Source organism: Enterobacter cloacae complex sp. IR5401 (genome assembly GCF_049238425.1).
GTDB lineage: Bacteria > Pseudomonadota > Gammaproteobacteria > Enterobacterales > Enterobacteriaceae > Enterobacter > Enterobacter hormaechei_C.
Genome location: NZ_JBMKHN010000023.1, coordinates 1 through 21,675 on the forward strand (window position 1 = coordinate 1; position 21,675 = coordinate 21,675).

Annotated in this window: 25 protein-coding genes; 15 read left to right on the forward strand and 10 right to left on the reverse strand. The window is 50.9% G+C overall.

Features of this window, described 5'->3' with window-relative positions; translation table 11 throughout:
* Positions 1 to 105: 105 nt before the first annotated feature.
* Complete coding sequence (locus ACOTX1_RS21815) at positions 106 to 825, reverse strand: replication initiation protein (RefSeq protein ID WP_001749982.1); 720 nt, start codon at positions 823 to 825, stop codon at positions 106 to 108.
* A gap of 559 nt (positions 826 to 1,384) precedes the next feature.
* Here ACOTX1_RS21815 and ardK point away from each other — a divergent pair.
* A complete protein-coding gene (gene ardK, locus ACOTX1_RS21820) occupies positions 1,385 to 1,726 on the forward strand; it encodes an antirestriction protein ArdAB regulator ArdK (protein WP_000057569.1) in 342 nt (113 codons plus the stop codon).
* Between the two features lie 14 nt (positions 1,727 to 1,740).
* Here ardK and ACOTX1_RS21825 read toward each other — a convergent pair whose 3' ends face one another.
* The 3 genes from ACOTX1_RS21825 to mucA form a co-directional block, all read right to left on the reverse strand.
* Complete coding sequence (locus tag ACOTX1_RS21825; RefSeq protein WP_001452808.1) at positions 1,741 to 2,532, reverse strand: SprT-like domain-containing protein; 792 nt, start codon at positions 2,530 to 2,532, stop codon at positions 1,741 to 1,743.
* A gap of 150 nt (positions 2,533 to 2,682) precedes the next feature.
* Positions 2,683 to 3,948, reverse strand: coding sequence for a translesion error-prone DNA polymerase V subunit MucB (gene mucB, locus ACOTX1_RS21830; protein WP_001749980.1), 1,266 nt, complete (start codon positions 3,946 to 3,948; stop codon positions 2,683 to 2,685).
* On the reverse strand, positions 3,936 to 4,376 hold the full coding sequence (gene mucA, locus ACOTX1_RS21835) for a translesion error-prone DNA polymerase V autoproteolytic subunit MucA (protein ID WP_000861760.1): 441 nt from the start codon (positions 4,374 to 4,376) through the stop codon (positions 3,936 to 3,938). Before mucA ends, mucB begins: the two co-directional genes overlap by 13 nt.
* Positions 4,377 to 4,790: 414 nt before the next feature.
* Here mucA and ardB point away from each other — a divergent pair, with 414 nt between their 5' ends.
* From ardB to ccgAII, 10 genes are all read left to right on the forward strand, one after another.
* Positions 4,791 to 5,216, forward strand: a complete 426-nt coding sequence (gene ardB, locus ACOTX1_RS21840; RefSeq protein WP_000447669.1) for an antirestriction protein ArdB — start codon at positions 4,791 to 4,793, stop codon at positions 5,214 to 5,216.
* A 57-nt stretch (positions 5,217 to 5,273) separates the two neighbouring features.
* A complete protein-coding gene (gene ardR, locus ACOTX1_RS21845) occupies positions 5,274 to 5,678 on the forward strand; it encodes an antirestriction protein ArdAB regulator ArdR (RefSeq protein ID WP_000881513.1) in 405 nt (134 codons plus the stop codon).
* Between the two features lie 9 nt (positions 5,679 to 5,687).
* A complete protein-coding gene (locus ACOTX1_RS21850; protein WP_000932975.1) occupies positions 5,688 to 5,927 on the forward strand; it encodes a hypothetical protein in 240 nt (79 codons plus the stop codon).
* A gap of 885 nt (positions 5,928 to 6,812) precedes the next feature.
* A complete protein-coding gene (ccgD, locus tag ACOTX1_RS21855; protein ID WP_000545925.1) occupies positions 6,813 to 7,109 on the forward strand; it encodes a protein CcgD in 297 nt (98 codons plus the stop codon).
* Between the two features lie 14 nt (positions 7,110 to 7,123).
* Positions 7,124 to 7,465: a hypothetical protein gene (locus ACOTX1_RS21860; RefSeq protein ID WP_015344948.1), complete on the forward strand. Its 342-nt coding sequence runs from the start codon at positions 7,124 to 7,126 to the stop codon at positions 7,463 to 7,465.
* Positions 7,466 to 7,533: 68 nt separating this feature from the next.
* Positions 7,534 to 7,818 (forward strand): protein CcgC, encoded by a 285-nt coding sequence (gene ccgC / locus ACOTX1_RS21865; RefSeq protein WP_001750002.1) that lies wholly within the window; start codon positions 7,534 to 7,536, stop codon positions 7,816 to 7,818.
* Positions 7,819 to 8,026: 208 nt separating this feature from the next.
* Complete coding sequence (locus ACOTX1_RS21870) at positions 8,027 to 8,359, forward strand: hypothetical protein (RefSeq protein ID WP_012561126.1); 333 nt, start codon at positions 8,027 to 8,029, stop codon at positions 8,357 to 8,359.
* A gap of 1,352 nt (positions 8,360 to 9,711) precedes the next feature.
* Entirely contained in the window at positions 9,712 to 10,221 is a 510-nt protein-coding gene (locus ACOTX1_RS21875; RefSeq protein ID WP_000129958.1) for an antirestriction protein ArdA, read from the forward strand.
* Positions 10,222 to 10,947: 726 nt separating this feature from the next.
* Entirely contained in the window at positions 10,948 to 11,127 is a 180-nt protein-coding gene (ccgAI, locus tag ACOTX1_RS21880; protein ID WP_000214483.1) for a protein CcgAI, read from the forward strand.
* 54 nt (positions 11,128 to 11,181) lie between these two features.
* Positions 11,182 to 11,502, forward strand: a complete 321-nt coding sequence (gene ccgAII, locus ACOTX1_RS21885) for a protein CcgAII (RefSeq protein WP_001749971.1) — start codon at positions 11,182 to 11,184, stop codon at positions 11,500 to 11,502.
* Between the two features lie 110 nt (positions 11,503 to 11,612).
* Here the strand turns inward: ccgAII and ACOTX1_RS21890 are convergent, their stop codons facing one another.
* From ACOTX1_RS21890 to stbA, 4 genes are all read right to left on the reverse strand, one after another.
* A complete protein-coding gene (locus tag ACOTX1_RS21890) occupies positions 11,613 to 11,957 on the reverse strand; it encodes a hypothetical protein (RefSeq protein WP_000999874.1) in 345 nt (114 codons plus the stop codon).
* A gap of 181 nt (positions 11,958 to 12,138) precedes the next feature.
* Positions 12,139 to 12,507: a plasmid stabilization protein StbC gene (gene stbC / locus ACOTX1_RS21895; RefSeq protein WP_000414913.1), complete on the reverse strand. Its 369-nt coding sequence runs from the start codon at positions 12,505 to 12,507 to the stop codon at positions 12,139 to 12,141.
* Position 12,508: 1 nt separating this feature from the next.
* On the reverse strand, positions 12,509 to 13,225 hold the full coding sequence (stbB, locus tag ACOTX1_RS21900) for a StbB family protein (protein ID WP_001749973.1): 717 nt from the start codon (positions 13,223 to 13,225) through the stop codon (positions 12,509 to 12,511).
* Between the two features lie 8 nt (positions 13,226 to 13,233).
* Entirely contained in the window at positions 13,234 to 13,653 is a 420-nt protein-coding gene (gene stbA / locus ACOTX1_RS21905; RefSeq protein WP_001749974.1) for a plasmid stabilization protein StbA, read from the reverse strand.
* Positions 13,654 to 14,143: 490 nt separating this feature from the next.
* On the opposite strand from stbA, the gene ACOTX1_RS21910 reads away from it, so the two are divergent.
* Genes ACOTX1_RS21910 through ACOTX1_RS21925 form a run of 4 tightly spaced genes read left to right on the forward strand, consistent with a single transcriptional unit; the run spans position 14,144 to position 19,953 of the window.
* Positions 14,144 to 14,560: a hypothetical protein gene (locus ACOTX1_RS21910; RefSeq protein WP_001749975.1), complete on the forward strand. Its 417-nt coding sequence runs from the start codon at positions 14,144 to 14,146 to the stop codon at positions 14,558 to 14,560.
* A 1-nt stretch (position 14,561) separates the two neighbouring features.
* A complete protein-coding gene (locus ACOTX1_RS21915) occupies positions 14,562 to 16,091 on the forward strand; it encodes a type IV secretion system DNA-binding domain-containing protein (RefSeq protein WP_001749976.1) in 1,530 nt (509 codons plus the stop codon).
* Positions 16,091 to 19,327: a MobF family relaxase gene (gene mobF / locus ACOTX1_RS21920; RefSeq protein WP_060435336.1), complete on the forward strand. Its 3,237-nt coding sequence runs from the start codon at positions 16,091 to 16,093 to the stop codon at positions 19,325 to 19,327. Before ACOTX1_RS21915 ends, mobF begins: the two co-directional genes overlap by 1 nt.
* On the forward strand, positions 19,327 to 19,953 hold the full coding sequence (locus tag ACOTX1_RS21925) for a DUF6710 family protein (RefSeq protein ID WP_013851369.1): 627 nt from the start codon (positions 19,327 to 19,329) through the stop codon (positions 19,951 to 19,953). Before mobF ends, ACOTX1_RS21925 begins: the two co-directional genes overlap by 1 nt.
* Positions 19,954 to 20,126: 173 nt before the next feature.
* Here ACOTX1_RS21925 and ACOTX1_RS21930 read toward each other — a convergent pair whose 3' ends face one another.
* Both ACOTX1_RS21930 and ACOTX1_RS21935 read right to left on the reverse strand, forming a co-directional pair.
* Positions 20,127 to 20,660 carry a phospholipase D family protein gene (locus ACOTX1_RS21930; RefSeq protein WP_000792636.1) on the reverse strand — a complete coding sequence of 178 codons (534 nt, stop codon included), beginning with the start codon at positions 20,658 to 20,660 and terminating at the stop codon, positions 20,127 to 20,129.
* Positions 20,660 to 21,655 carry an ATPase, T2SS/T4P/T4SS family gene (locus ACOTX1_RS21935; protein ID WP_000128596.1) on the reverse strand — a complete coding sequence of 332 codons (996 nt, stop codon included), beginning with the start codon at positions 21,653 to 21,655 and terminating at the stop codon, positions 20,660 to 20,662. Before ACOTX1_RS21935 ends, ACOTX1_RS21930 begins: the two co-directional genes overlap by 1 nt.
* Positions 21,656 to 21,675: the final 20 nt, after the last annotated feature.

The window sequence follows — 21,675 nt, forward strand, 5'->3', positions numbered from 1 at the left end:
GTGTGGGAATCCGCCCACCTTGCCGGGCGCCGGTGCTGTGTGGAAATTCGCCCATCTTCATGACAAAAATTTGTCAAATGACAGGCTCATGTGTGCTGATTTATGTCAGACGGGATTTTGCTTATCAATTATTGAGAACAGAAATTTTCCTGAATCATCAATACTATACTTAGCAAGTAAAGGTGTTTTCTCATTTATCTGCTTGAGTGCAGGATCAAGGAAAGATCGTTTCAACTCTGCCAAGTTCTTCTGTTGGGATTCCGGCAAAAGGAAACGGTCATTTAACCAAGCATGAGTAGTAACCCATAAGCCTGAAGATTTGAATTGAGCAAGACTTTCATAAAGGCGGATCGTCCGTGGATTTCGAAGACTGCCACAATCGCGGAGCGAGTAGGTGGTGAACTGGTTCGTCAGGCCGTAAATGTACCGCAGGAGTTTATGGTTAAATTCGATTTCCCAGATACCACGAGCTGATCGGCTGCCAGCCTCTGTTAGCCAGGGGCGCGCGACGCAGTCAAAACTCCCTTCTTTCGGGTAAAAGATTACCGCAGAACGGCTTAACTCAAACACGCCTTCTTTAACATCCTTGATAGCCTGGTTACGGCTTACCTGAAAAATTTGCTCATAGTCAGCCACCTTTACTTTGAAAGTAGAGTCACCGAGTACAGCCATCTCATCATCATCTTCGCTTACTGAAGCTGTGAAATACGTCTGCATAAGACATAACCAGAGAACGCGCTTTGCTTTTAGCGAGAGGTAGTAAGCAGCTTCGGTAAGCTCGTTAGACTGCTTAACTTTTATCTTTTTGTTCAGCAACTTATCCATGAGCCTTGCCTTTGTGGGTTAAAAATTACTCTCCACACTACCACAAAGTTCAAACAAGTAAATACATTTTTTACAGTTTCGTCTAAGGTGGGCCAATTCCCATAACAAGGTGGGCTAATTCCCATAGTAAGGTGGGGTGTTTCCCATAGATAGGTGGGCCAATTCCCATAACAAGGTGGGCGGATTCCCAGAGATAACACTTATTTATGATTTTAAATCAATGAGTTATATAGCTCTAAAAGACTTTAAAAAGATAAAAAATCTATAAAATACCTTTTAAAAATATGCCTGTGGATATGTGCATATCATCGCTTACCAGCGCCGCTTCGCGGCTCGGTCAACCCCTCAGAACCGCGAAAACAAGTTTCGCAGTTCTTCACGGTTCATGTTTTAATCCAAGCATGGCGCCAGCACCTTCGCGGCACCATCGAGGCCCGCGCTGCTGCCGCACCGGGCCTCACCCTCAAATAAAATAAAGTTTATAAAAATCGTACTTGTATTGACCCCAGTTTATTCTGAGTATATCCTTTCTGTAACCAAAACTACGGAGGCGCCACAGATGGCTCAGAAAAACAGAATTTCAGAAACAGAATGGAAACAGCTGCTGCCGCAAATGGCTTCCTTTGCACACATCACAACAGATATTGGCTATTCCGTGCTTGTCAAAGGTGAGAAATCATCAGACGTAGCCACGCGAGTAGGCCGTTCCAAGCAAAACATTTCCAGCACCGTTAAGCGAATCTGGGATTTGTACCAGAACACCACTCTTAAAGCCGAGAACGGCGAACCATTAAAATTAGTTCAGGTCTGGATACCAGCAAGCCTTGCTGAAACTGTTTTAAAAGAAGCCGCGAAGTACAGCATTAATAACATCACGACCTCGGAAATGGAAAAAAAATAAAGTCCGCAAGGACTTTATTTTAAGACTACTAACGCGGCTTTATTACAGTGCTCGCCACCACAGTAAACCACTATCCCCGGTTTACCCCAGAGATTGATATGACACACCGGGCAGCTGTACTTTTCCCGGTTTGTTTTGTTCACCGGCGCTTCAGGCGGCGGGGTTACAAATCGCATGGCCTCTATGATCTCGTCGTCGAGTTCAACCGGGTCGCGCCCTTCCTCCACCTCCTGTTCGTGTTCGCTATCATCTTCCTCGTCGTCAATATAGCCTTTTCCTGTAGGGCTTAGCACAGCGCCAGGCTTAGGCTGGTAAGGCGGAAACCTGTCCATCCAGGAAAGCCGGAAATGGCCTGTCAGCAGTTCATCACAGGCCATATCGAAAGGGCCACCGGCAATAATATAATGGGTCATGCTCTGGCCCACTTTCCTGCCTCCCGGTTCGCCGGTATCAGAAGGCATTAGTCCTACCCGTTCCATCCGGGCCGCCCACTGTTTGTTGTGATAGCCACGGCGGCCAGGCTCGCCAAAATGGAATTGCCACTGATGAACCATCTCATGCACCAGTGTTGAAAGCGTGGCCTTTATGGTTCTGATCGAGAAATACACCGGATTCATAGCGATCTCGTCTACCGTGTACCCACTCTCACGGCCGACGAAACGCTTAAAGGAACAATAGCCATACGTTCGCTTCTCACGCTGCAACGTTATCAGGCATGGCGGCAGCTCGTTGCTGAATAGCTTCTCATTAAAAAAATCGTAGGCTCTCTGAAGTTCATCGTAGGTTTCGGGCGTAGGCAAATTCACTGTTAACCTCACATATATGTATTGTGCAATACACATAATTTAGCTGATCTTTTATACAGATGAAACGCCTTTTACCGAAAACCGCGAAACCGCGCCGAAACTCGTTTCGGCCGGTTGAGGGGTTGACCGGCCCGCGTGCGGCGCCGGTAATTATTTGATGGTTGCTGTTGGTATCGAGCGCCAGTCTGTCGTGTAATCAGGTGACAACATCTGACGGCGCATGGCAAAGGAGTTATCGATGCCCTGGCCTGCAAAAAACAGCTGGCTCTTGCCACGCCGGTTTATGCCATCGAGAACAGCCATTAACGCCTCGCTGCCAGCTGAAGGCGTAGCAGAGTCGAATAAATCCAGCTGGGCCTCCTTTCCGCTGAAATCGGCCAGCATGATCCCTGCTTTTGCATACGCAATATCTTCCCGCCAGATCCGCGCCAGCGCGGCTTGTGCCGCCTGAATTATCGTGCGGCTGTCCTGGGTTGCCACCGTCAGTTTTTCGGTTGCCTGATTGGCATACTGTGTATCACGCACTGAATAAGGACTGGTGCGGATAAAGACGCTTATGACGCGGCAGTATTGCCGCTCATTACGCAGTTTTTCAGCTGCGCGCGCTGCAAATCCGGTGATCGCCTGCTGCATATCCGCCAGGGCTACTACGCGTTGGCCGAATGAGCGCGATACAACAATCTGCTGCTTCGCCGGAGGGTTTTCTTCCAGGCTGAAGCAAGCCTCGCCGCGTAGCTCCCGTACCGTTCTTTCAAGCACAACACCAAACGTCTTACGGATTAGGCGCGTATCTGCCCTGGCTAAATCCAGCACCGTTTTGATCCCCATTGTGGCGAGTGCTTTCTCTGTACGATGGCCGACGCCCCAGACTTCCGCAACCGGCAGGATGCTCATTAATTTCTTCAGTCTGGCGCCATCGTCCAGAGCAACCACCCCGCCAGTAGCGGGCCATGTTTTTGCAGCGTGGTTACACAGCTTCGCCAGCGTCTTAGTACGGGCAATACCGACCCCGCATACCAGCGTTGTGTGTCGCCTGACTTCCTCGCGCAGTTGGCGCCCGAAAGCGTCAAGGCTCATGGCGGCCGTTATCCCTTTGCAGTCAACAAAAAGCTCGTCGATTGAATACTGTTCGACGTGGCTTGCAAGGGACTCAACTACGGCCGCGAACCGGGCCGACATGGAGGCATAGAGAGTGTAATTAGAGCTAAAAATAGCGATGTTATGACGCTCGATTATGGGTCTGACTTTGAAGTACGGATCGCCCATTTTCAGGCCCGCTTTCTTCGCCAGGTAATTACGGGCCACAATGTTGCCGTCATTGTTGGATAAAACGGCCACTGCTCGGTTTGCCAGATCTGGCCTAAATGCCTGCTCACAGCTGGCGTACATGCCATTGACATCAATCAGCGCAAACATACCGGATGCTCGATAAGGGAATGCGTAACCACTCCCCAGATTTCAACGCTCTCATTATCCGGGTCAATGTAGTACACAGGAAAATCTTTGTTCATCGGCATCAGGCAGGGTCTGGGCCTCAGCAGTAGCCGCTTCACGGTAAATTCATTATGGATGCAGGCGACTACGATTGAGCCGTGGCTGGCCGTCAGCGAGCGATCCACAACCAGTACGTCACCATCATGGATGCGGCCATCTTCCATTGACGAGCCAGAAACCCGCAGGAAGTAAGTTGCTGAAGGGTGACGAACACAATACTCATGCAGGTTTAACTCCTGCTTTTCATAGCCCTGGGCCGGGCTGGGGAACCCCGCAGAAATTCTTTGCAGATAAAAAGGGATGCTGTGTACCCGGCTGGCGCCGGAGCTTTCAAAAATATCGACCTTCATAGCGATCTTCCAAATCACTGTTTACTTATACAGTATCGCTGTTATGGTCAGGTTGGCAAGTTTTACAGGTACTCTACTATATGTAGTGCTGCTTCAGCTGCCAACGAACGCTATATATAGTGTTTGTTGGCTTTCTGCTTTCTCAGTGTCCCCTGTAACCGGCCGCGTGGCGGCGGGCTAGCAGGGAGGGGGGTGGCCTGTCGCTCCGGTCAGTCCCGCAGTTTCCGGCGATTTGCCCCCGGTGTCCGGTGGAGTCCGGCGAGGTCGCCTTCCATGCCCTGACGGGCATAAAATTAGGTAAATATAATCCGTACTTGTATTGACTTTAACGCCCCATTGTACGATAATTAAAAAGTGGCAGGTGATGTGCCTGCCGCTTAACCATCGCCGGTATCGGCTTAAAGAGGAAGTATCATGGAAACTATCGAAATCACCGCCCGCTACATTTCTGAAAACGCCCGCATGAACTTCATGCCTGCGGCATTTCGTGGCGCTTTCTTCAGCGCAGATCACTTCATTCAGTCCTTTCTGAATCGTTACGCTAAAGACTACCAGGGAGGGTATTGGGAATACCTTCAGGCCAGCAATGGCGCGTTTTTTATGGAAGCGCCCCAACCTCTTTGGCTCTCGTTACCTAACTATTTTGAAGGTGAATGCAGCGCGCGCGAAGTAGGGATTATTGTTTGTCTGTATGCCTACAGTTACTTTTGCGGGCTGGCATATGAAGAAGGCAAAGCCGAACTGAACGAAACGATGGCTAACCGGTATCACCTGTTGCGGGAGTACGTTAATACGCTGGAGAACGAAAGCCAGAATCGTATTTATCGTGCCATTGATTAACTGATAACCAGGCGGGCAAAGCCCGCCTTATCGTGACTGTCACGCTCAGGGGAAACTATGTTAGCGACACTTCAACACCCTACCGCCTGGCAATTGCCAGATCGGTTAATGCTTTTGGAACTGTTAATGTTCGATTACCGTAATTCCGATCAGGAGCGCTACGGCCAGCAAATCTATCACCACTATCGTAAACAGGGTAATCATCGCTGGGATACTTCTGTTCATCAGGATAGCGGCGGCCAATACGCGATTATTTTCCGGCACTCCTTCAGCAAAAAACAGGCTGATGGCGTTAAGCGAACGATGATCCGCGATGAAACCGTTATACGGGCAGGTACGGCGCAGGAGCTGACAGAAGCGACATTTCCCGACTTCCAGGATAGCGATATTCTGAAGGCGTCGGATTTCTTTAAGTCGCTTATCCAGCGCAAAGCGGCAGACGTAACACAAACCGATATTTGAGGATCAGCGATGCTGAACAAAACCGAAAACAACACCAACATTAGTAGTATCAACCCCTGTTCTACAGAGAGCCTAATAGCCGTGACGGGAAATGATGGAGAGACGCATATCATTCAGCGTGAGTTAATATCCCACTCTGTTGAAGGGCATGAAGCCACAATCATTCACCTTGTAACCGGGAAGTCGATAAGGGTTTCTTTGTCATCTGAAATTCTGGCAAAAAAACTAGGCATTACCGTGTCTGAATAACGGGTTTTGTTGCTTTGTTATAAGGTTTTATCCGTGTGTGGCAGAGTTCTAAAAAGGGAAACGTGAGAGATTATGAATACGATTAGCATAACGGAAATCGTGTTGAGTGTGCTTCTTGCGGGCGCTTTGGGGCCGGTTTTATTACGTCGAAAAAAAGGTCTGCTGTTACTGTTGTTGATTCTGGTCTGCACGATACTTTTGCTTCATGGTGTCACTACGATTTACTGATGTGGTCGAAAATCTTTAAAAGCGAACCCCCGGACGTCACCCCTCCGGGGCCGTTCTGCTGTGCTGCGCATCGAGCCGCTACGCGTCTCGCCCCGCTCACGCGGGCAGCTGCCACTGACGCCTCCGGCCTGCGGCCTCCGCGCTCCGCTTGGCAACCCCTTCCCCTGCTGCCGCTCATTTCCCCTTCAGCCTCCTATCATGATTCGTCTCCTGCATTATCCGTGGATTGTGCAGCTCAGTGGGGCGCTGGCCGTGACGGTGCGGTGTCCCCCGTAACCGGCCGCGCGGCGGCCGCTAACTCGCAGTACGGCGCCGCGACCCGCAGGCGGGCCGCCGTACCCGCGCGCAGGCGCGCGGCGCCCACTGCGCACCCCCGTGGGGGACGTGCGGCAGCTGCGTGGCGGCGGGCTGGGTTATGGCTTAGCAGGAAGGGGGGTTGGCCTGTTGCTCCGGTCAGTCCCGCAGTTTCCGGCGATTTGCGGCCGGTGTCCGGTGGAGTCCGGCGCGGTCGCCTTCCATGCCCTGACGGGCATAAAAACATGTAAATAAATTCCGTACTTGTATTGACTTTAAAGGCGTAATCACCGATAATTAAATCATCGGGAGGCAACACCGCCACCCGAAAAATTGCCGGTATCGGCGCTTACAGGAGTCGTCATGCACTTTACTAACTTCCTTCAGCGTTACTTCGATATAGAGATTGAACATACCTTTGACCCTACCATTCAGGGCAGCAACGAAACGGGTAAAGACGTCACTAAAATCTGGATCTATGAGAAGGGCGAGGATAGCGAACCGCTGCTTACTCTGACAGAAGCATGGTGGTATACCGAGACAAAAACGGCTGGTAACTGGCTTATCGGCAACGTGTATTCAACGCTTGAGCATGGGCGTGAAATTCATGAAAGCGAATTTCGTAAACTGGTAACAGCTGGCAAGGTGATATCAGCATGAGTAAGGGGAATAAAATGCTTATTAATCGGATAGCGGTTATCGGGCTTGCAGTTGTCGCAGCCGCTACGCAGGCAGGTGTGCCGCCGGTTAAGTTTTTTTACCGGGATACAGTCCCGGTAAGCATTACGCTGGACGAACCCGCAACGGGTTGCAGCATGGCCGGTGTGATTGTTCATCCAGTGGATCGGCCAGCGGCAAAAGTGGCGTGGTTTAGCGAGCGGATTTGCGGTAAAAAACGTTACCCGGTTAGCTTTATCAGTGATGAAATTAGCGCCCCGCATAACGTGATCCATAAAGGGGAAAAGTTTCACGTTACCCCGGCTCAGGTCAATCTCCTGGACGCGCAAAACCTCTAATTAAATCATCGGGTGGCAATACCGCCGCCCGAACAATCGCCGGTATCGGCAACCATCAAGGAGTTCACATGTATCACTATCTCGTTTTTGTCCCTCTCGCATTAATTTTTAGCGCCGCTGCGCTTGCCCTGCCCTGGTTTATCGTTCGTGCGGGATACAGGGATCTGGTGCAGATCACCTGCGCCTGCGTCTCTGTTCTGGGCCTGTGTGCGGCGACAGGGGTTTTCAGCTACTTCGATAATAAGCCGCTTGCGTTTCTGTACGGTTGCGGCGCGCTGGCGTGCTTTTTGTACGCGGTAGACTGCGCGATACCGTTGTATATGACGCGTAAAAAGCCACGTAAGCAGCTGTAAGAAAAAAGGCGGGTAATCCCCGCCTTTTTTATTGAGGCTGTCAGAAAGCGATTCAGGCACTCTATGAACGCTTTGCAAGATATAAAATTTTGTATGCACATTCCGTACTTATATTGACTTTGAGGACATAATCACCGATAATTAAATCATCGGGAGGCAACACCGTCGCCCGCAAAATTGCCGGTATCGGCGCGCAAAGGAGTACATCATGGATTACCAGACCCGCTTAAATTCTGATATAACCAAAGAGATTGATTATCTGGCATCACTGCGTAAACAACGCATGGTGGCGGATCTGCGCACAGAGCTGGTTTACGGCTCCCTGGAGCGTCTGGCAGATATGATCTGCAACACCGTCACTGACTGGTCGCTTCCCTGCCCTGTTCTGCCGCTTTCTTCCGTACAGCAATGGCACAAAGCCCGCGAAATCGTCCTGGCAGATTATGAGGACTTCGGCCACGATGCCTGGGACTTTGCCCGCCACTATATGAAAACAGAGCTTAGCTTCGGTTATGCCTGCTACAAAGACGATATTGCCTGATGATTAACAACATGGGGGGCTAACGCCCCCCTGATAAACTGACCCTTTTAATGGCCTTACCGCCGATTTCAGATGGAACGAGAGATAAACAGCGGCAGACTCCGGGCGTTACCCCTTCGGGGCCGCTCTGCTGTGCTGCGCATCGAGCCGGTTCCCGTCTCGCCCCGCTTACGCGGGCAGCGGCCGCTAACGCCTCCGGCCTTCGGCCTCCGCGCTCCGCTTGGCCTCCGGGCTTCGCCCTCCGCGCTGGCGCTTGGCGGCTGGCGTCAGCCGCCAGCCAGGTTCGCCGGTATCTCAGCTGCCCGGTCATAAAGCCGTTCCGTTGGCGTGGGTCGTTCCGCCTATGACCGCAGTGAAACCGGGCGCGGCAGGTTGTCAACAGACGCTTCGCTCAAGCTGTTGACAACCTGCCTTATTCGCCCGGTTACAGTGCGGCCGTCGGAAACGACACCCCGCCAACTTCTCTACAGGTGCTATATGACCTCTACCATCCTCGAAAACCTACCGCAAATCATCACCTCGCTGGCCGCTCTGATTACGGCCGTAACCGGCCTAATCAAAGTGCTACGCGACAAAGACAAGTAACAGCCATCGGGGCGGCTGTGCCGCCCCTTTGCAGCTGCTTGCCGGTGATCTCTCCAGTTTATGTTCTGACATTGTGCTAAATCCTGATGCCACACAGGGCGTTACCCCTTCGGGGCCGCTCTGCTGTGCTGCGCATCGAGCCGGTTCCCGTCTCGCCCCGCTTACGCGGGCAGCGGCCGCTAACGCCTCCGGCCTTCGGCCTCCGCGCTCCGCTTGGCAGGCCACACCCTGCGCCGGACTCGCCCGGCCGCAAGCGGCCGCCCCGCCCCTTCGGGGTGCCAACGCCCTTCAGGCGTCGGCATCCTTTGCCAGTGCGCTATTGTGTTATCCGTGGATTGTGCAGCTCAGCGGGGCGCTGGCCGTGACGGTGCGGTGTCCCCCGTAACCGGCCGCGCGGCGGCCGCTAACTCGCAGTACGGCGCCGCGACCCGCAGGCGGGCCGCCGTACCCGCGCGCAGGCGCGCGGCGCCCACTGCGCACCCCCGTGGGGGACGTGCGGCAGCTGCGTGGCGGCGGGCTGGGTTATGGCTTAGCAGGAAGGGGGGTTGGCCTGTTGCTCCGGTCAGTCCCGCAGTTTCCGGCGATTTGCGGCCGGTGTCCGGTGGAGTCCGGCGCGGTCGCCTTCCATGCCCTGACGGGCATAAAAACATGTAAATAAATTACGTACTTGTATTGACTTTAAAGGCGTAATCACCGATAATTAAATCATCGGGAGGCAATACCGCCGCCCGAAAAATTGCCGGTATCGGCGCTTTAAGGAGTACACCATGACTGATATTACGACCCCTTCTGTTTATGTTGGCACTTACCATAAATACAACTGCGGAAGCATTGCGGGAGCCTGGCTCGATCTGACCGATTTTGATAGCTCAGAGGAGTTTTACGAGCGCTGCCGCGAGTTACACGCAAATGAGGCTGATCCAGAATTTATGTTCCAGGATTGGGAGGGTATTCCGTCTGATATGGCGTCAGAGTGCCATATCAACTGGGATTTTATTAACGGCTTTAAACAAGCCCGCGAGGAAGGAAACGAAGCGGCGTTTGTGGCCTTTGTTGATCTGTTTAATAGCACTGATTTCGACCTGTTTAGAGATGCCTATATGGGCGAAGCTAAGGACGAAGAAACTTTTGCAGAGGAATACCTGAATGATAGCGGTCTACTGAATGAAATTCCTGAATCCGTAGCCCGATATTTTGACATCGTAGCCTATGCGCGGGATCTGTTTATTGGGGATTTCAGTTTACATGACGGACACGTATTTAACATGACTTGCTGAAACCTAGTCCCCCGCCACGCGGGGGATATTAAACACCGCTCTAATTAATCGCCGGTATCGGCAAACAGCCATCTGGGCGGCTGCGCCGCCCCTTTGCTGCTGCTTGCCGGTGATCTCTCCAGCTCATGTTCTGCCATTGCGCTAAATCCTGATGCCACACAGGGCGTTACCCCTTCGGGGCCGCTCTGCTGTGCTGCGCATCGAGCCGGTTCCCGTCTCGCCCCGCCCCTTCGGGGTGCCAACGCCCTTCAGGCGTCGGCATCCTTTGCCAGTGCGCTATTGTGTTATCCGTGGATTGTGCAGCTCAGCGGGGCGCTGGCCGTGACGGTGCGGTGTCCCCCGTAACCGGCCGCGCGGCGGCCGCTAACTCGCAGTACGGCGCCGCGACCCGCAGGCGGGCCGCTGTACCCGCGCGCAGGCGCGCGGCGCCCACTGCGCACCCCCGTGGGGGACGTGCGGCAGCTGCGTGGCGGCGGGCTGGGTTATGGCTTAGCAGGAAGGGGGGTTGGCCTGTTGCTCCGGTCAGTCCCGCAGTTTCCGGCGATTTGCGGCCGGTGTCCGGTGGAGTCCGGCGCGGTCGCCTTCCATGCCCTGACGGGCATAAAAACATGTAAATAAATTCCGTACTTGTATTGACTTTAAAGGCGTAATCACCGATAATTAAATCATCGGGAGGCAATACCGCCACCCGAAAAATTGCCGGTATCGGATCACTAAGGAGTAAGCATGACCACTGTTACCACCCCTTCCCAGCTGAAAAAAGAAGTCGAATCTCAGAAAGAATTATTGCTGCGCGCCTGCCTCGAAGCGTTCAACCAGCTGCCTAATCAGCGCCTGCAAGGCGCTTTCACATCGACGTATGCACTGGCGGCAAAATTAGACCAGCTGCTGCAACAAACTAAATAGCACTGACGACCCGGCCAAGCCGGGTCTTTAACAGAAAGATCGAGGACAAACGACATGACCACACAAACCCTTGAGCAGACTCTTGAAGATTTTCGTCGCCAGTGTGAGAGTTTTGCGCGCGAACAGCAGCCCCGCTGCGGCCTGATTTATGAACTGTATCAGCGCCGCCTGAGCGCGGTTATTGACGGCTATCTTGCTGGCGTTCCGGCCGAGTATCGGGAAGAACTGATCGCGGTAGCGCGGCGTGAATTTGACTATCTGACCCAAGACGAGATCGCGGAAGAAATCCGGCAGGATCGGGAAAACGATTATTGCAGCCACGGTATTGAGCGTAATTGTTGCCCGCTGGGCTGCGGAGATCTAGACGATTACTGAGCCGCCGAAAGAAAAAAACCCGGATTGACCGGGCTTTTTTCTTTCCGCTGCGCGGCCGTTTCAGTTATTACTCCGCGCTGCTTTTGGCAATTTCTGTATAGCACAATACACTACACATTAAGCTCGTTTGCTTCGACGGCTAGCCAGCAGTTAAAGGTTTCGCTCTGCCGTTCGCCGCCGCAACCTCCCTCCGCTTTCAGCTTTCCGCAAGCCTGGCATTTCCCCAGCTGCGCCTTTTGCTCCTGCCACTGTTGCCAGTTTCGGATCAGCAGCAGTTGGAAAAACTCATTCGTGGAATAGGCTGTTCGTCCTGGACGACGAACCCGGCAAAGCTCCTGTAACATTGCTTCTTCCTGTTTTGTTAGCGTGACTGTCACGCTAGCGCCTTCCTCTTTGAGTCGCGCGCGGCGCCGGGCCTGGCGAATACGGGCTTGTTCACGCTGTCGGTCATTCATATTTTTCCTCCACGTGACTGTCACGTTGAATTAAACCGGGCATTACCCCTGCGGGGCCGTTCTGCCGTGCTGCGCATCGAGCCGCTACGCGTCTCGCCCCTTCGGGCGGCGGCCACTAATGCCTCCGGCCTGCGGCCTCCGCGCTTCGCTTGAAAAAAAACCGGGACATGCCCGGTTTACATTATCTCAGTAGAATTATGGCTATCGCGGCACCCACGGCGGCGCCCACAATAGTGCAGCCAGCTGTAATAAAAAGGATCTGACGGGTTAACGTCTCAGCTCTGGACGCCTGCGCGCGGCGGAACTTCGTCAGAAATTCCTCACGCGCCTTAGCATCATCACTAATTGCCAGGCTAATTGAACGCTGGTTTTCTACTAAAGTCCGTTTAAGAGAGTCTGCCGTCTCTCCTAAACTTTCGGTGTCTTTTGCCAGCTTTTCCGAAAGCGCAGAAAGTATCTCAGTCATTTCTTTCTGACTTGCGGTGATTTCCTTCGCGTCACCTAAAAACCAATCCATCAGAACTTCAAATTTATCTGGCTGCTTTTCCATTTTATTCTCCCATTAAAGCCGCATATGCTTTATCGAGATTAGCTTTAACAGGAATTGCCTGTTTCATGTAGGTATAACGGCGGGCCAGTTTTTTGCGCTCGTCAGCATCCGTTGTTTGTTTAGCGCGGGCTTTAAATTCTTCTGGATCTTCAGCGGTCAATGCTTCGAATGAGATACGGTGATACGCGAGATATTCGAAAACTTCACTGTTATAAATAACAGATTTCTTGCTGATTTTGCCAACTTTCGTTCGTTTGACAAATTCAAATACCGGCGCCAGTACATCCTCTACTTCACTATCTGGACTAATGCGGTTTGGAACAAAGATGATTTTATCGCTGCTTACACCTGCCTTACTTAACGTATGTGCTGTTTTCAGGCTTTCATCAATGGCCTTATTATCAGGCGTAACCGGGATTACATACTTATCAAATTCATTCGCGCCACTGTCAAAGCGGGACATTGCCATCAGGAACGCTTCTACGTTTGACGCACCAATATCAATAATCCCGGCATCTTCAAAAACAATATCTTCAATCAACCGTGAAAAGTCATCACCTTTAAAAATGGAAACATTCTCAATCCCCAGATCGGAAGCAGACTGGTTGATAGTTTCAACCGCATAGAATTTTGCTCCAGTCAGACGCGGGGCTAACAGGTAGGATGAAATTAAGGTTTTACCAACGCTGCCACTGTAATTAATTACCGCTACTTTCATAAATCACCTCAGAATTTTTTATTGAACATCTTAGGGTCGAAATCTTCACTGATTTTATTGAAGAACTCTTTATCAATAATGCCGGGACTTTCTTTTTTTTCACTTCCTTGCGGTTCAGGCTCAGGCGGCGTTTGTGTATTGTGCAATACACTTTCCTCTGCACCTTTCTCGCTACCTCCTTTTTGTGTATTGTGCAATACACTATCATCATTGTTCGGCATCCTTTCATGTGTATTGTGCATTCCATTTTTCCGGATTTGCCGCGCTCTATATAGGGACGTATCAAAGCTACGAACGTTCACACCTTCCAGGCCGAAGCGTTCAGAAACTGCCTTATAAATTTCCTCCCTGGAAACTCCCAGTGACAGCATTTCTTCTATTTCCGGCAACATCAACTGAAGTGCCGCCCTGATACTTTTGGGCTTCATAGTACCCTCATTTAGAATGATGTAATTTTGATGTAATTTTGATGTACTTTTGATGTACTTTTGTTGTACTGGCTACCTCATGACCAAAGAATGATGTAATTATGTTGTACTGTCAACCTTCAAGTGATGTAATTTTGATGTAATTTTGATGTACTTTTGTTGTACTGGTATTCATGCAAGCATGAATACGGAATATTGAACGCTTTTTAGCCAGTTAGTCCTTAACCTACGTAGATCGCCCCTACCAAAAAAGATGATTTTTTATCCCTTAACCTGCTATACACCTAACGCAGCGCGATAAATCACGCTATCATACTGATTTAAAAGATAAAAAAATAAATAGCAACAATATTCGGTAATAATTAGGTATTAAAAACACCCAATAACTCATTGTTTTATAATGAGTTTGCTTTATTACTTTGGTAATACTAAGATTTCAGCTTGTTAGATCCCAATTTTTTGTTTAAAAAATGCACAATGTGAGGACTGAATGCCAATAATAACCGCAAAAGTATCAGATGAACTTTTGGCCTATATAGACCTGGTTTCAGGAGGTAATCGGTCAGATTATCTGCGGCGCTGCATTGAAGCTGGCCCAGGTGATCGGGAGTCCGGGTTGAAAATAGTTGCCGACCGGCTGAGCGACGTAAATCGCAAACTGGATTATCTTTTTGACCGTGCTTCAGATGCGGATTTTGGCCCACTGCGCGATGAGCTGAAGGCAATAACCGAAACGCTATCTGGCGTAAAATTCCCACCGGCAGGACAGATGATGTTGCATGAATCACTCGCTATTGAAACGCTAATCCTCCTGCGCTCGATAGCAGAACCGGGCAAAACCAAAGCGGCAAAAGCAGAGGTTGAACGTAACGGCTACAAAGTCTGGGAACCAAAAAAGGAGCGCTGAAATGGACGATAGAGAAAGAGGCTTAGCATTTTTATTTGCAATTACTTTGCCTCCAGTGATGGTATGGTTTCTAGTTGCAAAATTTACCTACGGTATTGATCCATCCACGGCTAAATACCTGATTCCGTATCTGGTTAAGAATACTTTTTCGCTATGGCCTTTATGGTCAGCTTTAATTGCTGGCTGGTTTATTGGTGTTGGCGGTCTGATCGCTTTTATCATTTATGATAAATCACGCGTGTTTAAAGGCGAAAGATTCAAAAAGATTTATCGTGGTACAGAGCTTGTTAGCGCCAGAACACTCGCTGATAAAACACGCGAAAGAGGTGTCAACCAGTTAACCGTGGCTAATATCCCCATACCTACATACGCTGAGAACTTGCATTTTTCGATTGCCGGTACAACCGGTACTGGTAAAACCACAATTTTCAATGAACTGTTATTTAAGAGCATCATTAGAGGCGGCAAAAATATTGCTTTAGATCCAAATGGGGGGTTCTTAAAGAATTTCTATCGTCCCGGCGATGTTATTTTAAACGCCTATGATAAACGCACTGAAGGCTGGGTGTTTTTCAATGAAATTCGCCGTTCATATGATTACGAGCGCTTAGTGAACTCTATTGTTCAGGAAAGCCCTGATATGGCTACTGAAGAATGGTTCGGCTATGGCCGTCTTATTTTTAGTGAAGTTTCGAAAAAACTTCACAGCCTATACAGCACAGTAACTATGGAAGAAGTTATTCACTGGGCCTGTAACGTTGACCAGAAAAAATTAAAAGAATTTTTAATGGGGACGCCTGCCGAAGCTATTTTTTCCGGGTCTGAAAAAGCAGTTGGAAGCGCGCGATTTGTTCTCAGTAAGAATCTTGCCCCACATTTGAAAATGCCGGAAGGTAATTTTTCCCTGCGTGACTGGCTTGATGATGGAAAGCCGGGAACCTTGTTTATCACCTGGCAGGAAGAAATGAAAAGGTCACTTAATCCGCTAATTTCCTGCTGGCTGGATTCGATTTTTTCTATCGTGCTGGGTATGGGTGAAAAAGAAAGCCGCATTAATGTATTTATTGACGAGCTGGAATCACTCCAGTTTCTGCCAAACCTCAACGATGCACTGACCAAAGGGCGTAAAAGCGGTCTGTGTGTTTATGCTGGCTATCAAACCTATTCTCAGCTGGTTAAGGTTTATGGTCGGGATATGGCTCAGACAATTCTGGCTAACATGCGTTCTAACATCGTGCTGGGCGGCAGCCGTCTCGGTGATGAAACGTTGGATCAAATGTCGCGCTCACTCGGTGAGATAGAAGGCGAAGTTGAGCGTAAAGAATCCGATCCTCAGAAGCCCTGGATTGTCCGTAAACGCCGCGACGTTAAAGTTGTTCGTGCCGTAACGCCTACCGAAATATCAATGTTGCCAAACCTCACCGGCTATCTGGCGTTGCCTGGTGATATGCCCGTCGCTAAGTTCAAGGCTAAACACGTTAAATACCATCGCAAAAACCCTGTTCCTGGCATTGAACTGAGGGATATCTGATGCTTGATATAACCACGATTACCCGCCAGAACGTCACTAGCGTTGTGGGCTACTACTCTGATGCAAAGGATGATTACTACAGTAAGGATTCATCATTCACGTCCTGGCAGGGAACCGGAGCTGAAGCCCTCGGCTTATCCGGGGACGTTGAATCAGCCCGGTTTAAAGAGCTGCTTGTCGGTGAGATAGATACCTTCACGCATATGCAGCGACACGTGGGTGATGCCAAAAAAGAGCGTCTGGGCTACGACCTGACGTTTTCAGCGCCTAAAGGGGTATCCATGCAGGCGCTGATACACGGCGATAAAACCATTATCGAGGCTCATGAAAAAGCTGTTGCCGCTGCTGTGCGTGAAGCTGAAAAACTCGCGCAGGCCCGGACGACTCGCCAGGGGAAATCAGTAACCCAGAATACCAATAACCTTGTCGTCGCTACTTTCCGCCACGAAACGTCCAGGGCGCTAGATCCTGATTTGCACACACACGCTTTTGTCATGAACATGACCCAGCGCGAGGACGGCCAGTGGCGCGCGCTCAAAAATGATGAGCTGATGCGTAATAAAATGCACCTGGGCGATGTTTACAAACAGGAGCTGGCGTTGGAGTTGACCAAAGCCGGTTATGAGCTGCGTTACAACAGCAAAAATAACACGTTCGATATGGCCCATTTTTCAGATGAACAGATTCGCGCTTTTTCCCGCCGGTCGGAGCAAATTGAAAAGGGACTCGCTGCAATGGGGCTGACGCGGGAAACCGCCGATGCTCAGACGAAAAGCCGCGTCTCGATGGCTACGCGTGAAAAGAAAACAGAGCATTCCCGTGAAGAAATTCACCAGGAATGGGCCAGCCGCGCCAAAACGCTCGGCATTGATTTTGATAACCGTGAATGGCAGGGACACGGTAAACCTCTGGAGGCTGATATAGCGCGCAACATGGCCCCGGATTTTACCAGCCCGGAGGTTAAAGCTGACCGGGCTATCCAGTTTGCAGTTAAGTCGCTGTCAGAGCGCGATGCCAGCTTTGAACGCCAGAAGCTGATTCAAATCGCTAATAAGCAGGTGCTGGGCCATGCCACAATAGCCGATGTTGAAAAAGCGTACCTGAAGGCGGTACAGAAGGGCGCCATCATCGAGGGCGAAGCCCGGTATCAATCAACTCTGAAGGTCGGTGCTTCAGTTATGGCCGAAACTCTGACGCGCAAAGAGTGGATCGACTCGCTGACGAATAGCGGGATGCGTGCGGATAAAGCCCGTTTTGCGGTAGATGATGGTATTAAAAACGGCAGGCTTAAAAAGACCAGCCACCGCGTCACTACCGTGGAGGGTATTCGCCTTGAGCGTTCCATTCTGACTATCGAATCACGCGGCCGGGGGCAGATGCCGCGACAGCTGACCGCAGAGATTGCAGGCCAGCTGCTTGCCGGGAAAACCCTCAAGAAGGAGCAGATGCGCGCGGTTACAGAAATTGTGACGAGCAAAGATCGGTTTGTGGCCGCACATGGTTACGCCGGTACCGGTAAAAGCTATATGACGATGGCCGCTAAAGAGCTGCTGGAGTCACAAGGGCTGAAGGTCACGGCGCTGGCCCCCTATGGGACACAGAAAAAAGCGCTTGAAGATGATGGATTACCGGCCCGCACCGTTGCCGCTTTCCTCAAAGCGAAGGATAAAAAGCTGGATGAAAAATCAGTCGTATTCATTGATGAAGCCGGGGTTATACCCGCCCGACAGATGAAACAGCTGATGGAGGTGATCGAGAAGCATAACGCTCGCGCGGTATTCCTGGGGGATACGTCACAGACGAAAGCGGTAGAAGCCGGTAAGCCTTTTGAGCAGCTGATTAAAGCAGGTATGCAGACCAGCTACATGAAAGACATTCAGCGACAGAAGAATGAAGTTTTGCTTGAGGCGGTTAAGTATGCCGCTGAAGGTAATGCCGCGCGCGCCCTGAAAAATATCACCGGCGTGAACGAACTGAAGGAAGAAGCGCCCCGACTCTCTCAACTAGCCGATCGCTACCTGTCTCTGTCCTCAGAACAACAGGATGCCACCCTGATAATCTCTGGTACGAACGCCTCACGCAAAACCCTCAATGACTACATCCGGGGCAATCTGGGGCTTGCCGGAACCGGCGAAACGTTCACGCTACTTGACCGCGTGGATTCGACACAGGCGGAACGCCGCGACAGCCGTTATTTCAGTAAAGGGCAAATCATTATCCCCGAACAGGATTACAAAAATGGTATGAAGCGGGGCGAGTCTTACCAGGTTCTTGATACCGGGCCGGGCAACAAATTGACGGTTGAAAGCAGCAGCGGTGAGCAGATCGCTTTCAGCCCGCGTACACACACCAAGCTGTCTGTATACCAGGCAGTCAGCGCCGAACTGGCGCCGGGCGATAAGGTTATGGTAACGCGTAACGATAAAACGCTGGACGTTGCCAACGGCGACCGCTTCACGGTGAAAACCGTGGAGGGTGAAAAACTGACGCTTGAGGACAAAAAAGGGCGCACGGTTGAGCTGGACAAAAAACAGGCTTCTTATCTTTCCTATGCTTATGCAACCACCGTCCACAAATCCCAGGGGCTTACCTGTGATCGCGTGTTGTTCAACATAGATACCAAATCGCTTACCACTTCTAAGGACGTTTTTTATGTTGGTATTTCGCGTGCGCGTCATGAGGTGGAAATTTTTACCGACGATAAAAAATCTTTGGCATCGAGCGTGAGCCGCGACAGCCCGAAAACCACGGCCGCAGAAATTGACCGTTTCTTTGGGCTTGAGGCCAGGTTTAAGGATATTGGCCGCGATACCAGTTTAGAAACCCGATCAGCTGAAAAAGGTCTGCCAGAAGCCACGGGGGAAAGCATGGCGTTTAACCAGAAACCCGATGAACATAACATGACAACCGGCACTGATTATCAGCCGGTGAGCAACGCAGAGGACGCCTTTCATCTTAAGCAGAACCCTATGGATGATTCCGTTGGCCTGCGGCGTCATGAAGCACAGCAAAATGATGCAGAACTGGCCCATGATTATGCTGCTGCCGACGATCAGCAGTGGAGCGCGCAGGAGTATGCCGATTACGAGCATTATGCCGAAGCATCAGACTACGACTTTGACAGCAGCATTTACGACGATTACGCCATGCCGCAGACGTCTCAGGCGGAACAGAGCCATACCGGAAAAGAACACACCCATGAGCATGAGCATGAAGAAGGGGGCCATGAAATCTGATGGAGCAGACCGACAAGCGCAAGCAGGATAAACTGAAGTTCGACCGGGTAATTAATCTGGCGCGCAGACTGCCGCAACCGGCGATCCATGACTTACTACGCGCGCTGATACTGCCAATTCAGGCCGATTACTTGCTGGCCGTTGGCACGGAGGGCCAGGACGCGCGCCCGGACATGAACGAGCGCGAGTTCTTCTTCACAAAAATCATCTGGGCGATGGATTACACGCACATGAAATCACTCAGGCTTGCAGCTGAAGATTTTCCCCTGGCGCTTGCGACGGCCAAGATCCTGCCGTGGCCGTGGGATGAATCAAGCTACCGGAGTGCTTTAGCCGATATAGGCAGCGCTAAGGGCAATCCGTGGGTACAGGATATTAACCACCGCGTTACTTTGTGGTTGCCCTGGCGGATAGGCTTTGTACGAGGAGGGAACCATTCTATTGCCAGCGGCGTTCTGGCCGGTGAGGGTGAGGTAATACCCGATACGGTTTATGATATGCGGTATTTGCTCGATATTGTCAGCACTGACGGGTATTACTGGTACATGAGCGGGAAGATCTGCGAGAGAGTCAGTGACTACCGTACAGCCGCCTTTTTTGAAATAGGCCGCCTGCTTACACTGTGATTCCTTCAAAATATCTCAACGAAATTTCCCGACACCTGTTTAAGCTATCTTGCTGATATTTCTGTTTTTCGATTTTTGCCGGCGCGATGCCGGCGACGTTGGCCAGCTGCCCCGTGCGCGATACTGAGATCAGTTTCTTTGAACAAAAAAAACCGCCTTTCGGCGGTCAGTATTCAGTAGCTGGAACGGTAGTCTCTCCCCCGATTCCAGCGGTCTTGCCAGTGTTCGAGGAATGATTCAGCGAGCTTAGGCATGTTCCAGATCACCACCGCATTCTCCGAGTTTTTCGTTTCGGCCGCTTTGGTGAAATTAAAGCTGCCAGTTTCAACGGTCACATTATCCACGATGATCACCTTGTCATGCTGGATAGGGAAATCACTGTCAGTACGCAAAGGGATGCCGCTGTTCGCTATGTAGTTCATGGCCGCAATGCTGGCGCGCCCCGTATTGCCCCTTTCATCAATTACGATTTTCACATCAACTCCCCGTTTTTTGGCTGCTACCAGCGCCTTCATAATATCCGGGGCGGTAAAAGAATAAGCCATCATCCGTATCGAGGTTTTTGCGGAGTCAATGGCGCTCAGGACGAGAACGCGGGCGCTTCCTTCAGGCGAGTAGCCAACCTGAACGGATGGTTCCACCGCAAAGGCGGGCAGGGCGGCTGTCGTAAATGCTGCGGCCAGAAGCCAGGTTGCTAAGTTTTTCATTACAGGCTCCCGTTCACACACTGCATTTTATATTCAGGGTCAAAATAAATTTCTTTGATTTTCCGCTTTTCCATATGCACCACAACGTCAATGGTGGAGTAGAGCATTCGCATAATATCGCTCATATCGAGCATACGGCCGATAGGGGTCGCCTTGATAAGCAGCCCAATACGGTTAAAGGCATCGCGCGCAGAGTTAGCGTGCGTTGACATAACACCGCCTGGATGGCCGGTATTAAGTGCTTTAAGATAATCCCACGCAGCATCATCCCTAAGCTCAGTCATGATGATACGGCCCGGTGTCAGACGCATACAGGCTCGCAGGGCATCAGTGGCGCTGACGCGGCCGATCTTTCCTGCATCGCCGTACATCATATAAACGGCTTCTACAACGTGATCGACCGTGACTTCGTGAACGTCCTCTAAAATAATTACACGCTCGTCTTTATGTAGCGATTTTAACAGCGCGCGCGTGAGTACCGTTTTCCCCGACCCGGTTTCACCGCAGATCACGATAGTGCGTTTCTTCTCAACGGCGGTTTGCAGGAATGCGGGCCATTTTTCGCTGCTGTGCAGCTCTTTAAGGAAAAAATCATCATCCGTTAGGCTTTGCTTGCTGCCGGTAATCTTCCGGCAGTCACTGAAAATCCCCTCGCTGGTCAGCTGCTCCAGATTTTTATCGGCCGCCAAATCCTTACGAAACGCTACGGCCGTTGTACCGTCAATCACCGCAGGGGGCAGACAGATAACGCCCCTGATCCCGCCAGGCAGGATCACGTCATTAATGGCCTGCATGGTCAGCTTGTTGCTGCTCACCAACGATTTAGCAAGGTTCCTAATAAAATCTGCCGTAATTGCCGCGTTCTGCACAACCCTGCGGCCGCTGAACGTATCACAGATAACTTCCTGAAAGCAGTTAATGCGAATTTCAAAAACAGTAGGATCTTCTAAATACTCGCGCAGTGGGCCAAGTTGATAGAAAGCTGCATCAGTCATGATTACTCCTGAAGAAAAGC